This window comes from Novosphingobium meiothermophilum, assembly GCF_003171715.1.
In the GTDB taxonomy this organism is placed as follows: domain Bacteria; phylum Pseudomonadota; class Alphaproteobacteria; order Sphingomonadales; family Sphingomonadaceae; genus Novosphingobium; species Novosphingobium meiothermophilum.
In genome coordinates, this window is record NZ_QGHL01000007.1 from 772,983 (window position 1) to 786,889 (window position 13,907).

13 protein-coding genes are annotated in these 13,907 nt (G+C 63.1%); 9 read left to right on the forward strand and 4 right to left on the reverse strand.

Features of this window, described 5'->3' with window-relative positions:
• The first annotated feature begins 70 nt into the window (after positions 1-70).
• The 5 genes from DKM43_RS07705 (at position 71) to DKM43_RS07725 (ending at position 4,686) form a co-directional block, all read left to right on the forward strand.
• Positions 71-1,819 (forward strand): acetolactate synthase 3 large subunit, encoded by a 1,749-nt coding sequence (locus tag DKM43_RS07705; protein ID WP_109797831.1) that lies wholly within the window; start codon positions 71-73, stop codon positions 1,817-1,819.
• A gap of 15 nt (positions 1,820-1,834) precedes the next feature.
• Positions 1,835-2,350, forward strand: coding sequence for an acetolactate synthase small subunit (ilvN, locus tag DKM43_RS07710; protein ID WP_109798074.1), 516 nt, complete (start codon positions 1,835-1,837; stop codon positions 2,348-2,350).
• A gap of 46 nt (positions 2,351-2,396) precedes the next feature.
• Entirely contained in the window at positions 2,397-3,416 is a 1,020-nt protein-coding gene (gene ilvC, locus DKM43_RS07715) for a ketol-acid reductoisomerase (RefSeq protein ID WP_109797832.1), read from the forward strand.
• A gap of 182 nt (positions 3,417-3,598) precedes the next feature.
• Positions 3,599-3,931, forward strand: a complete 333-nt coding sequence (locus DKM43_RS07720) for an I78 family peptidase inhibitor (RefSeq protein WP_109797833.1) — start codon at positions 3,599-3,601, stop codon at positions 3,929-3,931.
• Between the two features lie 104 nt (positions 3,932-4,035).
• The gene (locus DKM43_RS07725; protein WP_109797834.1) at positions 4,036-4,686 is read left to right on the forward strand and encodes a YceI family protein; all 651 of its coding nucleotides are present in this window, start codon (positions 4,036-4,038) and stop codon (positions 4,684-4,686) included.
• Between the two features lie 3 nt (positions 4,687-4,689).
• Here DKM43_RS07725 and DKM43_RS07730 read toward each other — a convergent pair whose 3' ends face one another.
• Positions 4,690-5,823, reverse strand: coding sequence for an epoxide hydrolase family protein (locus tag DKM43_RS07730; RefSeq protein WP_109797835.1), 1,134 nt, complete (start codon positions 5,821-5,823; stop codon positions 4,690-4,692).
• A gap of 214 nt (positions 5,824-6,037) precedes the next feature.
• On the opposite strand from DKM43_RS07730, the gene leuA reads away from it, so the two are divergent.
• The 3 genes from leuA (at position 6,038) to DKM43_RS07745 (ending at position 10,011) form a co-directional block, all read left to right on the forward strand.
• A complete protein-coding gene (gene leuA, locus DKM43_RS07735; protein WP_109797836.1) occupies positions 6,038-7,708 on the forward strand; it encodes a 2-isopropylmalate synthase in 1,671 nt (556 codons plus the stop codon).
• Positions 7,709-7,891: 183 nt separating this feature from the next.
• Positions 7,892-8,938 carry an amidohydrolase family protein gene (locus tag DKM43_RS07740; RefSeq protein WP_109797837.1) on the forward strand — a complete coding sequence of 349 codons (1,047 nt, stop codon included), beginning with the start codon at positions 7,892-7,894 and terminating at the stop codon, positions 8,936-8,938.
• A 92-nt stretch (positions 8,939-9,030) separates the two neighbouring features.
• The gene (locus DKM43_RS07745) at positions 9,031-10,011 is read left to right on the forward strand and encodes an NAD(P)H-dependent flavin oxidoreductase (protein ID WP_109797838.1); all 981 of its coding nucleotides are present in this window, start codon (positions 9,031-9,033) and stop codon (positions 10,009-10,011) included.
• Positions 10,012-10,086: 75 nt separating this feature from the next.
• On the opposite strand, the gene DKM43_RS07750 is transcribed toward DKM43_RS07745, so the two are convergent.
• The 3 genes from DKM43_RS07750 to DKM43_RS07760 form a co-directional block, all read right to left on the reverse strand.
• Positions 10,087-10,626 (reverse strand): AHH domain-containing protein, encoded by a 540-nt coding sequence (locus tag DKM43_RS07750; protein ID WP_236632441.1) that lies wholly within the window; start codon positions 10,624-10,626, stop codon positions 10,087-10,089.
• Complete coding sequence (locus tag DKM43_RS07755; RefSeq protein ID WP_145960485.1) at positions 10,617-11,312, reverse strand: hypothetical protein; 696 nt, start codon at positions 11,310-11,312, stop codon at positions 10,617-10,619. Before DKM43_RS07755 ends, DKM43_RS07750 begins: the two co-directional genes overlap by 10 nt.
• Before the next feature lie 226 nt (positions 11,313-11,538).
• Positions 11,539-12,030 carry a flavodoxin family protein gene (locus DKM43_RS07760; RefSeq protein ID WP_109797840.1) on the reverse strand — a complete coding sequence of 164 codons (492 nt, stop codon included), beginning with the start codon at positions 12,028-12,030 and terminating at the stop codon, positions 11,539-11,541.
• A gap of 60 nt (positions 12,031-12,090) precedes the next feature.
• Here DKM43_RS07760 and recJ point away from each other — a divergent pair, with 60 nt between their 5' ends.
• Positions 12,091-13,869, forward strand: a complete 1,779-nt coding sequence (gene recJ, locus DKM43_RS07765; protein ID WP_109797841.1) for a single-stranded-DNA-specific exonuclease RecJ — start codon at positions 12,091-12,093, stop codon at positions 13,867-13,869.
• Positions 13,870-13,907: the final 38 nt, after the last annotated feature.

Here is a 13,907-nt window from a genome sequence, read left to right on the forward strand (position 1 = left end):
CCAAGTTTTTGGTTTTTCGCAAGCGCTGTCGCGGCTATCGGCCCGGCAGTGCCTGGAAGGATGAAGTATCGTGACAAGCGAGCGCAGCGGCGCCGAAATCCTGGTTGAAAGCCTTGTCGCCAAGGGAGTCGAGGTCGTGTTCGGCTATCCCGGCGGGGCAGTGCTGCCGATCTACGATGCGCTTTTCGGCGATGAACGCATCCGCCATATCCTCGTCCGGCACGAAGCAGGCGCCGCCCATGCCGCCGAAGGCTATGCCCGCGCGACCGGCAAGCCCGGCGTGGTGCTCGTCACCTCCGGCCCCGGTGCGACCAATGCCGTTACCGGCATTGCCGATGCCTTCATGGATTCGATCCCGATGATCGTCCTTACCGGACAGGTCCCCACGGGACTGATCGGTTCCGATGCCTTTCAGGAATGCGATACTGTCGGCATTACCCGGCACTGCACCAAGCACAACTATCTGGTGAAAGACCCGTCCCAGCTTGCAGCCACGATCGACGAGGCTTTTCGCATTGCGACCGAGGGGCGCCCCGGACCCGTGGTAATCGACATTCCCAAGGACGTGCAGATCGCCACGGCGGCGTGGAGCGGCAGCGCCCCGCAGCAGCGCAACCGCTATGCCCCGCAGACCGAGGGTGCAGCCGCCGAAATCGCGCAGGCCATCGACATGATCGCCAGCGCCAGGGCGCCAGTGTTCTATACCGGCGGCGGCGTCATCAATTCCGGCCCGCAAGCCACGCGCCTGCTGCGCGAACTGCAATCGCTGACCGGCGCCCCCGTCACCTCGACCCTCATGGGGCTTGGGGCATTTCCCGCCGATCACCCCGCCTGGCTGGGGATGCTGGGAATGCACGGCACCTATGAAGCCAACATGACGATGAATCAGGCAGACCTGATCGTTTGCGTTGGCGCGCGTTTCGATGATCGCGTCACCGGCCGGCTCGATGCCTTCGCGCCCAAAAGCCGGAAGATCCACATCGATATCGACCGCGCCTCGATCAACAAGACGGTGCAGGTCGATCTGCCGGTCATCGGCGATTGCGGCAAGGTTCTGGCCCAGCTTGTCGAGGCATGGCTCGAACGCGGCTACAAGGCGCAGGACCTGTCAGACTGGTATGCCCGCATCGACGGCTGGCGCGGTCGCAAGAGCCTTGCCTACCCGCGCAAGCCGAACGTGATCATGCCCCAGTATGCGGTGGAACGGCTCTACGAACTGACCCGACACCTCGATCCGATCATTTCGACCGAGGTGGGCCAGCACCAGATGTGGGCGGCCCAGTATTTCCACTTCATGAAGCCCAACAAGTGGCTCACCTCCGGCGGCCTCGGCACGATGGGCTATGGCCTTCCGGCGGCAATCGGCGCGCAGGCTGGCAGCCCCGATGCACTGGTGATCGACATTGCCGGTGACGCCTCGATCCAGATGAACATTCAGGAAATGGGCACGGCCACTCAATATCGACTGCCGGTCAAGGTCTTCGTGCTCAACAACGAATGGATGGGCATGGTTCGCCAGTGGCAGGAACTGACCTACGAAAGCCGCTATTCCAACTCCTATTCCGACAGCCTCCCCGACTTCGTGCGACTGGCCGAAGCCTATGGCTGGAAAGGCATCCGGATTTCCGACGAGAGCGAGCTGGACGCGGGCATTCAGGCCATGATCGATCACGATGGCCCGGTCTTCGTCGATTGCCTTGTCGCCAAGGAAGCCAACTGCTTCCCGATGATCCCCAGCGGCGCAGCGCACACCGACATGATCCTCTACGGCGATGAAGTGGCCGGCACGATGGACGACGAAGCCAAGGCGCTGGTCTGAGGAACCCTTGAGATGATGCACATTCCCCAGGCGGCACAGGAACGCCACGTTCTGACGATCACGGTCGACAACGAAGCAGGCATCCTTGCCAAGATCGCCGGGCTGTTCACCGCGCGCGGCTACAATATCGACAGTCTGACCGTGGCCGACATTACCGACGGCCACGATGTCAGCCGGATCACCATTGTCACCCACGGCCCGCCCCCGGTGATCGATCAGATCCGCGCCCAGCTCGAACGGCTGGTGCCGGTCCACAAGGTCACTGATCTTACCGAAGTCGGCCCCTTCGTCGAGCGTGAACTGGCGCTCATCAAGGTATCGGGCAAGGGCGAGAACCGCGTCGAGGCGCTTCGTCTGGCCGATGTGTTCCGCGCCAAGGTGGTCGATACCACCACCTCAAGCTTCATCTTCGAACTCACCGGTGCCCCCGACAAGATCGACAGCTTCGTTGCGCTGATGAAGGAGCTTGGCCTCGTCGAGGTGGGCCGCACCGGCATCGTCGGCATGATCCGCGGCGCAACCGCCGCCTGAACCTTTCACCTGCCATTTCAACTATTCACCAAAGATTGGGAACGACATGAAGGTCTATTACGACGCAGACTGCGATCTGAACCTCATCACGGACAAGAAGATCGCCATTCTTGGCTATGGTTCGCAAGGGCACGCCCACGCCCAGAACCTTCGCGATTCGGGCGTCAAGGAAGTGGCCATTGCGCTGCGTCCCGGTTCGGCCAGCGCAAAGAAGGCCGAAGCCGCCGGTTTCAAGGTTCTGCCGAACGCCGAAGCGGCCGCATGGGCCGACATTCTGATGATCCTTGCGCCCGACGAGCATCAGGCCGCGATCTATGCCGACGATCTGCACGCCAACATGAAGCCGGGCGCGGCGCTGGCCTTCGCCCATGGTCTCAACATCCACTTCGGCCTGATCGAGGCGCGCGCCGATATCGATGTCATCATGATCGCGCCCAAGGGTCCGGGACATACCGTGCGCAGCGAATACCAGCGCGGCGGCGGCGTGCCCTGCCTCATCGCCGTCCATCAGAACGTCACCGGCAATGCCCATGACGTCGCGCTCGCCTATGCATCGGGTGTTGGCGGCGGCCGTTCGGGCATCATCGAAACCAACTTCCGCGAGGAATGCGAAACCGACCTGTTCGGCGAACAGGCCGTGCTGTGCGGCGGCACCACCGCCCTCATCCAGGCCGGTTTCGAAACGCTGGTCGAGGCTGGCTACGCCCCGGAAATGGCCTATTTCGAGTGCCTCCACGAACTCAAGCTGATCGTCGACCTGCTCTATGAAGGCGGCATCGCGAACATGCGCTATTCGATCTCGAACACCGCCGAATACGGCGACATCAAGACCGGTCCGCGCATCATCACCGAAGAGACCAAGAAGGAAATGAAGCGCGTCCTGGCCGACATCCAGTCGGGTCGCTTCGTCAAGGACTTCGTGCTCGACAACCGCGCCGGGCAGCCTGAACTGAAGGCTGCCCGCGGTCTAGCCCGCCGCCATCAGATCGAGGAAACGGGAGCCCGCCTGCGCGCCATGATGCCATGGATCGGCGCGAACAAGCTGGTTGACCAGACCAAGAACTGATCCGACGCTCCCGCTCCCTGGCACGCGAAAGGCACGGCCACTCGCGCGCCGGGGCGGAGCAACCGGATTGGCAGCTCCCTTCGCGGCTTAACCAAGCGGCATCAGGGAGAAGCGAAAGTAGTGGACGCGAATTAAATCCGCGTTATCTCCATTTCGGAAACAAATCCGAAAAGGGTCGCTACTTGCACAAGAGATCAATCTGCGCGCTGCTGGCGTGCCTTCTGGGCAGTGCCGCGCACGCTGCCCGTCCGGACGAGGACATGGGCAGTCGCCAGCCCGCTCCTCCGGCCAAGGCCACGCGCGCTGCCAACGACACCTGCGGCTTCTCCGGCGTGCTGCCGCAGATCGGCCAGCCGCTGACGCCGCAGATGCAGGCAGAGATGCTGCGCGCAAAAGGACCGGCGAAGTTGCGCCTGATCCGCCCCGGTATGGTGATCGCGCAGGATTTCCAGCCCGACCGCCTGAACCTCATTCTCGACAAGGATGGCGACATCGTGACCGCCCGCTGCGGCTGACCTGCCCCCAAGGGCGATCCTGCCCGGAATGCGTGGAAAGACCTTGTGCCCCACCGGGCGCTTTGGCATCCCCTGCAAAACCCTCATTTGCAGGAGCATCCCCTATGCCCAAGCTGTCGCGCGTTCTCACGCTTGCCTTTCCGCTGGCACTTGCTGCCGCTGCCGCGCCGATGGTTGCCCAGATGCCTCAGGTTCCCGGTCAGCCCGACAAGGCGCGCGTCAGCGCCGGAACCTATACCACCGATCCCGGCCACTCGCTTGTGGCCTGGAAAGTCAACCACTTCGGCTTCAATGACTACTTCGGCCTGTTCGGCGATGTGGCCGGCACGCTGGAACTTGACCCAGCCAACCCCGCAGCCGCCAAGGTGGCCGTGACGATCCCGGTGGCCAAGGTTGTCACTGCCAGCGCGGGCCTTACCAGCCACCTTCTGCGTCCTGGAAAGGATGGCAAGGCCGCCGATTTCTTCGGTGCGGAACCGGCCGATGCCCGTTTCGTGTCCACCAGCGTGGTTCCCGGCTCCGACGGCATGAGCGCGAAGATCACCGGCGACCTTACGCTCAACGGCGTCACCAAACCCGTGACGCTCGATGCCACCTTTGCCGGTGCGGGCACCAACCCCTTTACCAGGGCGGCAACCGTCGGCTTTCACGCCAAGGCGGTCATCAAGCGTTCGGACTTCAATGTAAGCTATGCCCTTCCCTTCGTTGCGGACGACGTGCACCTCGACATAACGGTGGCCTTCGAGAAAAAGTGACCCTTATTCCATGAGGCCAAAGGCAGCCCGAAGTTCGGCAACGAAGGCTTCGGGCTGCTCCCAGGCGGCGAAGTGCCCTCCCTTTTCAGGCTCGCCCCAATGAACCAGCTTCGGACAATGCCGCTCGAACCATTTGCGCGGTGCCGGGATGATCTCTTTGGGAAATGCGCTTGCCCCTACCGGAAGCGGAATGTCCTTCGGGCCGAAACTGCCAAAACTTTCCCAGTAAAGTCGGGCCGATGACGCACCCGTGGCCGTGAGCCAGTAGAGCATGATGTTGTCGAGCATGTCGTCGCGGCTCAGGGCATCCTCCGCCCTGCCTTGGTTGTCGGTCCACGCCCACATCTTCTCGTAGATCCAGCCCGCCAGCCCGGCTGGCGAATCGACAAGGCCATAGCCCACCGTCTGCGGACGCGTGGACTGCTCCTTCGAATATCCCGAATCCCAGTCCTGATAGTGCTGCATCTTCATCAGCGCACGGGCTTCATCAGGAGCGGGTGCGGCCATGTCCTCAGGCAAAGGGCGGGCAATGGGCATGTTCAGGTGAATGCCCGCGCAGCCCTTCACCTGCTGCACCGCAATCGCGGTCGTCACCGCCGATCCCCAATCGCCCCCTTGTGCATACCACCGCTCGTAACCCAGGCGCTGCATCAGGACGCCCCACGCCTGCGCGATCTTCTCGACGCTCCAGCCCTTTGCCGCAGGCTTGCCGGAAAATCCGTAGCCAGGCAGGCAGGGCACCACGACATGAAAGGCATCGGCAGCCGTCCCGCCGTGCTCCTCTGGCCGGGTCAGCGGCGCGATGCAGCGCCGGAACTCAAGAATCGAACCCGGCCAGCCATGCGTGAGGACCAGAGGACGCGCGCCCTCATGCGCGGACCGGACATGCACGAAGCGGATGGCCACGCCATCGATTTCGGTTTCGAGCATGCCCCATGCGTTCAGCATGTCCTGGCAGGCATACCAGTCGTAGCCGTGGCGCCAGTAGGCGACGAAATCCTGCAAGGCCGCAAGCGGAACGCCCTGCGACCAGTCGTCGACGGTCTCCTTTTCCGGCCAGCGGGTCATGTCGATCCGCAAGTGCAGATCCTCGATTGCACTGCGGGGAATATCGACGACGAAGGGCCTTACCGTCATGAGCCTGCTCTCCCGATGATTTTGTTGCGCGAACATTCTGGACAAGCGTGCCGCAAATCACCATAGGCTTATCGCATGTTTGCTCGACTGGACCTTACCCTGCGACTTATCCGCCCTTGGGCGTGAGCTGACGCGCGGGTCTTCCCGGCGCGCACGGCGCCCAAGGGACGAACAGCCAGACCCCACGAAATCCAGATCAATCGAGTGCCCTTTCATGACCATGCTCAAGAACCCATCGGCCAAGTATCGTCCGTTTCCGCAGATCGACCTGCCCGATCGCCAGTGGCCCAGCCGCACGATCACCAAGGCGCCGCGCTGGCTGTCCACCGACATGCGCGATGGCAACCAGTCGCTGATTGATCCGATGGACGCGGAAAAGAAAAGCCGCTTCTTCGATCTGCTGCTGAAGGTCGGCCTCAAGGAAATCGAGGTCGGTTTCCCGTCCGCTGGTGCGACCGAGTATGACTTCATCCGCGGACTGGTGGATTCTGGCCGCATTCCCGACGACGTCTTCGTGCAGGTTCTCACCCAGTCGCGCGAGGACCTCATCAAGACCTCGTTCGAAAGCCTGGCGGGAGCCAAGCAGGCGATTGTCCATGTCTATAACGCGGTGTCGCCGCTGTGGCGGCAGGTCGTGTTCGGCATGGACAGGAAGGATGTGAAGGACATCGCCATCGCGGGCGCGCAGTTCCTGCGCGATCAGGCAGCGCGCTTTCCGCAGACCGACTGGCACTTCGAATACAGCCCGGAAACCTTCTCGACCGCCGAAGTCGATTTCAGCATCGAATGCTGCGAAGCGGTTATGGAAGTGCTCCAGCCCACGACCGACAAGCCCATCATCCTCAATCTGCCCGCCACGGTCGAGGCCGCAACCCCCAACATCTACGCCGACCAGATCGAATACTTCTGCCGCAACCTGCCAAACCGTGATCGCGCAGTCATCTCGCTGCACACGCACAACGATCGCGGCACCGGCGTTGCTGCGGCAGAACTTGGACTGATGGCCGGCGCAGACCGCGTGGAAGGCTGCCTCTTCGGCAATGGGGAACGCACGGGCAATTGCTGCCTCGTCACAGTGGGCCTCAACATGTACACGCAAGGTGTTGATCCTGAACTGGATTTCTCGAACATTGATGAAGTGATCCAGACGGTCGAATACTGCAACCAGATCCCGGTGCATCCGCGCCACCCCTATGGCGGAGAACTGGTGTTCACGGCCTTTTCTGGAAGCCATCAGGACGCGATCAAGAAGGGCTTTGCCGCGCAGGAACAGCGCAACGACCAGCTCTGGTCGATTCCCTATCTGCCCATCGATCCCGCCGATCTCGGCCGCAGCTACGAAGCGGTGATCCGCGTGAACTCGCAGTCCGGCAAGGGCGGCTTTGCCTGGGTGCTCGAACAGGATCAGGGCCTGAAGCTGCCCAAGAAGATGCAGGCACATTTCTCGCGCCATGTGCAGGAACTGGCCGACGAACTGGGCCGCGAACTGCACGCTGCCGACATCTGGGCCGTATTCCGCAAGACCTACCGGCTCGACGCGCCCCAGCACCTTCAGCTTGTCGATTATGACGAAACGCGCGGCCCCGATGGCACGCGCATCTTTGCCGGCAAGATTGCAGTGGATGGCAAGGTGCAATCCGTTTCAGGGCGCGGCAACGGGCTTATCTCTTCGGTCGTCGCAACGCTGAAGGATGGCTTCGGCGTCGAGATCGACATCACCGACTATTCCGAACATGCCATGGGGTCGGGCAGCAACGCGCGCGCTGCGGCCTATGTCGAATGCCGCACCGGCGATGGCCGCACCATCTGGGGCGTGGGCATCGACGAGGACGTCGCCACCGCCAGCGTGCGGGCCGTTCTGAGCGCCGCCAACGCCGTCGGTTGAGCGTGAATTGCCTTCCTGCCGGGGCGCAGCATGCAAGAGATGCTGCGATGCCGCGTCCCGGCGGAGTGCTCCGGCGCGGCTAAACTCGCATTCAATCGCTCGCTTAAAACGCGCTTGCGGCGGCCAGCCAATGCGCCATAGTCCTTCCCTGCCCGCAAGAGGCGTGAACAAGGGACAGGACCAATGGCTGAAGAAGCGATTCTCGAACCCGATCTGCCGATCATCGATCCGCACCATCACCTGTGGGATCTTCGTCCGCTGATCGCCTCGTTCCCTGAGCCGCGCCATCCCTTCATCGAGACGCTGACGCATTCGGCCTATTATACGTTCGACGCCCTGCTTGCCGATGCGCGGGGCGGCCACAACGTGATCGGCACGGTCTATATGGAATGCGGCGCCTTCTACCGCGCCGGCGCCGATCCGGCGATGAAGCCGGTGGGCGAGGTCGAGTTCGTGAACGGCGTCGCCGCGCAGGGGGCCAGCGGTCTTTACGGCCCGTTCCGTCCATGCGCTGCCATCGTGGGTCATGCCGATCTCATGCTGGGCGATGGCGCGCGCCCGGTGCTTGAAGCCCTGATGGCGGCAGGCAATGGCCGGTTCCGGGGCATTCGCCAGCAGGCAGCGTGGGATGCCGATCCCGATGTGCTTGGCCCTGCATTTCATACGCCGCCGGGTGTCTATCTGGCCGATCAGTTCCGCACCGGGATGCGCCATCTGGGCGAACTTGGGCTGACGTTCGACGCATGGCTGCTCGAACCCCAACTGGGCGATGTTCTCGATCTCGCGCGCGCCTTCCCGAATCAACCCATCTGCCTTGATCACTGCGGTAGTCCGCTGGGCATGGGGAGCTATCACGGACGGCTGCACGAAAGGTTCGACATCTGGCGCACGAATATCCGCGCATTGGCCCAATGCCCGAACGTCAGCATCAAGCTTGGCGGTCTTGCCATGGCGTTCTGCGGCCTTCCCGAACAGGGGCCGATGGCCGGGCTTTCGTCCGAAACGCTGGCGGCCATGTGGCGCCCGTATATCGAAACGTGCATCGATGCCTTCGGGCCGGATCGCGCCATGTTCGAAAGCAACTATCCTGTCGATAAATGGGGCGCCAGCTACAACGTGCTATGGAACACCTTCAAGCGGCTTTCCCACGGTGCCTCAGATGCCGAGAAACATGCGCTTTTCGCCGGAACGGCGGCCAGCTTTTACGGCATCGGGGACATGCTTGCCTGAACGTTTTTAGCCCCGCCCCCTTTGACAAGCGCAGAAGCATGGCCTAGCGATTTAATCGTTCGATTAAATCTTGCGTGAAGGACCGGACCCCAATGCCCCTTCCCCCGATGTTCTCCAATCTCCGGCTGCCGGTGATTGCCTCTCCGCTGTTCATCATTTCCTGCCCGGAACTGGTGATCGCGCAGTGCAAGGCCGGCATCGTCGGCTCGTTCCCCTCACTCAACGCGCGCCCGATCAGCCAGCTTGATGAATGGCTTCATCAGATCACCGAGGAACTGGCCGCCCATAACCGCGCCAACCCGGACCGTCCCGCCGCGCCCTTTGCGGTCAACCAGATTGTCCACAAGACCAACAATCGTCTCGACGAAGACATGGCGCTTTGCGAAAAGTGGCAGGTGCCGATGCTCATCACCTCGCTCGGCGCGCGCGAGGATGTCTATGCGGCGGCCCACCGCTGGGGCGGTATCGTGCTGCACGATGTCATCAATGACCGGTTTGCCCGCAAGGCGGTGGAAAAGGGCGCCGACGGTCTGATACCGGTTGCAGCGGGGGCAGGAGGCCATGCAGGCGCGCAATCGCCCTTTGCCCTGATGCAGGAAATCCGCGAATGGTTCAGCGGCCCAGTGGCGCTTTCGGGCGCTATTGCGCATGGTCGATCAATCCTTGCTGCACAGGCACTTGGCGCCGATTTTGCCTATATCGGTTCAGCATGGATCGCCACCGAGGAAGCCCGTGCGGAAGCGGCCTACAAGCAGGCTATTGTCGACGGTCGGGCGGATGACATCGTCTATTCCAACCTTTTCACCGGCGTTCACGGAAATTATCTGCGCGCCTCCATCGTCAATGCAGGGCTTGATCCCGATAACCTGCCGGTGAGCGACCCCAGCAAGATGAACTTCGGATCGGGCGGCAATACCGAGGCGAAGGCATGGAAGGACATCTGGGGATCGGGACAAGGCATCGGCGCGGTCACGGCCGTGGAACCGGTGGCTGCGCGCGTCGACCGGCTTGAAGCCCAATACCGCGAGGCCGCAGCCGCGCTGGAGGCAAGCAGCGCGCCATTTCTGAGGTAGCCCTCCTTCCTGCGCCGCCCCGCAATACATTCCAGGGGCGGCGGATGGCGGCCCGGTCGTATGCCTGGCAGGAGATCAGGCAGCGCAGGTCACTTCGGCGGTTTCCTGCCAGAGAAGATCGGCCATTTCATCAAGATGGCTGAAATCAAGCGCAGGGTCGCGCGTGTTGAGCGGCAGGCGCGCCCAGTATCGGGGATCAAGAAACCGGCGGCGCAGGGCGCGTTGCAAGAGATCGAAGCGCATGAGCGCAACGTAGTCAGCGCCGCCGTGCCGTCCCCGCTCGCGCGACCAGTCAGCCTCGATCTGGGCGACCCGCTCGATGACGAGTTCGTTGTAGGCACGGTGCGGGCCACGATGAAGCGGAAGACCGATGCGCGTGGCCGCTTTCTCGGACGCTGGAAGCAATTGCCCGTTGCGCCGGAAATCGTGGATTCCCAGCCGATCCACGCCAAGTTGCGCCACGAATTGCGAAAGCGATGCCAGATTGAGGATCTGGCGCGGCACGAGGTGATGGCGCTGGAGTTCAGGCGAATAGCCTGGCTGTCCGGGAACGTTGACGCTCCCGAATGGCAGCCTGCGCCGCCTTGTCCCTGAAGTTGCCAGATTCAGTCGCACCGCGCCAGAATAGGACCGCCGCCTTCCACCTCAAGAAAGACTGCTCCCGTTCCGGCAAGAACTGCCTCGGTCGGCCCCGACAGCGGGCCGTGTGCAACCAGCCAATCGACTAGCCGCATGGCGACCTTCGGCAGGGCTACCGACGCCCCTCCACTATCAGATTCGATTATCAATTCCTGATTAATCAGAAACTTAAGACCTTCTGTTCGCAACTTACCTGACGTTTCGCGGTGGAGCGCGACCAAGGCAGGCGTGGGAAACGGCCCGCCTTCCAGCCACGGGCTGACCGCCTTCTCGAAGAGATCGGTCCTGACCGCGAGCCTCGCAGGAAGCCATACGACAGCACTTGCCGCCCCCGTGCGGACAAGATCCCGCAAGAGAGCAGCGGTTACGCGAATCACGGGGAGAAGCCTTTCGGCCCCGGCCAGATGCGGCCCCGGCGCAAGTGTGAGAACGGCCTTATCTTGCAGATCGGCGGCGGTTACCCCCAAGTGCGCGGCAACATCCGGTTGTGGCACCGGATTCCCGCCGCTCAGTCCCTTGAGATCAAAGGTCAGACCGTCCTTGAGCAATTCGAGCCAGCCGACCTTGCCAGCCGGAACCGCTGCCCCGCCCCCTGAAGCATCGATCACCGAAGCATCGATTCCCGACGCATCGATCCCTGAATCATCGGCACCGTGGGTCACGGCAAAACCGGCACCGTTCGCCGCCGCGGCGATAATCGCTTCGGATGATGGGCATTGCGATGGCGCGTAAAGCAGCGCTGCGACAGGTGCGCAATCGGATGGCCGGTCAATGGCGTCCACAGGCACCCCTCATTACAGAACCGTTTCTCTGCCACATAAGCCCAGCCAGCGTCGAGTCAGCACACCTTATGGATTGGTGCAAAGCCGAGCATATAGACCGCAATGCTCAGAATACCCCTAATGCCAGACCCGCAGAAACGGCCTGTCCCAGTTCGCGACACTTTTCCAGATCCGCGTTCTCCAGCGTCTTGGGCACCAGAATCTGCTGCGGAGCCTGAGCTTTGGTGCAGATGATCAAAGGCTCTGCCACCCGGCGCAGACGCCTGCCGGTCACGATCCGGTCAATCTGGCGTTCCGCCCCCGATCCATCCGAACCGGCGGCGATGATGGTTGCATAGGCGCGGCCTTCTATCCGGCCCAGCAGCGGAAAATAGCAGCGGTCGAAGAATGCCTTCATTTCGCCGGTCATCGAACCCAGATTCTCCGGGCAGCAGAACAGGTAGCCCGCAGCGGCCAGCAGGTCGTCCGGGCCGGCCTCTTGCGCACCAAGCAGGCGAACCGGCGCGGCCTCGACCGAGGCCCCGACACAAGCCGCCTGCGCCACCGCGCGCGATGCCCCGGTGCGGCTGTGCCAGACAATCAGCAACCCTTGCGCCATCCGCTGGTCCTTTGCTCTGCGGCCCTTCCCGACCCCTGCCGCATGGTATAGCGCAGGGGCATGATTCCGGTCACTGCGATAACACGATCTCTTTCAGGACAAGCCTGGCGCTGGCGCGGCGGCAATATGGACATCGGCACCTTCGGGCCGGATACCCTTGACGATATCGTTACCCAGTTGCTCCTCTCGCGCGGGGTTTCGAGGGATGATCTTGATCGCCACCGCCGCCCTACCCTGCGCGATTTCCTGCCGGACCCATCGATCTTCCGCGACATGGACGCCGCCGCAGCGCGGTTGAGCGATGCCGTCATCCGCGGGCAGCGGATCACCATCTATGGCGACTATGACGTTGATGGCGCGACCAGTGCCGCCCTGCTGATCCGCCTGCTGCGCGATATGGGCGTGGAGGCAGGGCACTATATTCCCGACCGCCTTCTTGAAGGGTATGGGCCTTCGGGCGAAGCGCTGGTGCGCCTGGCGCACGAAGGCAGCGAGCTGATCGTCACGGTCGATTGCGGCGCGATGGCGCACGAAGCGCTGACCATGGCGCAGGCCGCCGGGGTGGACGTGATCGTGGTCGATCATCACAAGTGCGCCGCGCAATTGCCGCCCGCCGCCGCACTTGTGAACCCCAACCGGCTTGACGAATCCGACGAGGCCGCGGCGCATGGCCACCTTGCCGCCGTTGGCATGGCCTTCCTTCTGGCCGTGGCAACCGTGCGCGAGCTTCGGGCGCGGGGCTGGTTCGACAAGGGCAAGGCGCCCGATCTCATGGCGCTGCTGGATCTCGTGGCGCTTGGCACCGTGGCTGATGTCGCGCAGATCAAGGGGCTGAACCGCGCACTTGTGGCGCAAGGACTGAAGATCATGGCCCGGCGGCAGAACATCGGTCTTTCCGCGCTGATCGACGCCAGCCGACTGAGCCGCGCGCCGACATGCAGCGATCTGGGCTTTGCGCTTGGACCGCGCATCAATGCAGGCGGACGGGTCGGCGAAGCAACGCTGGGCGTGCGTCTTCTGACCACCGAAGACCCTGCCGAAGCGCGGGAGATTGCAGGCCAGCTTTCGCGCCTGAATGAAGAACGGCGGGCAATCGAGCAGGAAGTGCAGGCCGCCGCCGAGGCCCAGATCGCTGCGCAGCATAACCGGGCGGTAATGGTGCTAGCCGGATTTGGCTGGCACCCCGGCGTGATCGGCATCGTGGCGGGACGCATCAAGGAAAAGACTGGCAAGCCCACGCTGGTTATCGCGCTGGGCGCCGATGATGACGGCAGGGGCAAGGGTTCGGGCCGCTCGGTAGCAGGGGTTGATCTGGGCGCCGCCATCATCGCCGCGCGGGAGGCCGGCCTGCTGGTGGCAGGCGGCGGCCACGCCATGGCCTGCGGGCTGACCATCGAACCTGACAGGCTTGGTGCGCTTGCCGACTGGCTTGACGAGCGCCTCGCGCGCGATGTGCTTGCCGCCCAGGCCGCGCAATCGCTGCTGCTGGATCTTTCGCTCAGTCCTCGCGGCCTCACGCCGGCACTGGTGGAAACACTCGATGCGGCAGGACCGTTCGGGGTCGGCTGGCCGGGGCCGCGGGTTGCAGTCGGGCCGGTCCGGCTGGTGAAGTGCGATCTGGTGGGATCAGACCATGTGCGCATGGTGGCGGCCGGATCAGACGGTGGATCGTTCAAGGCCATTGCCTTCCGCGCAGCCGAGAGTGCGCTTGGTCAGGCGCTGCTGCACGGTTCGCGCGGGCGGCTGCTGTGGCTCGCCGGGCGCGCGAAGATCGACGATTGGGGAAGCCGTCCGGCAGCGGAACTTCACGTAGAGGACGCCGCTTTCGCTGACCGCTAATTTTTCTGCAAATCCATGCTTGACGCCCCGCGATGATG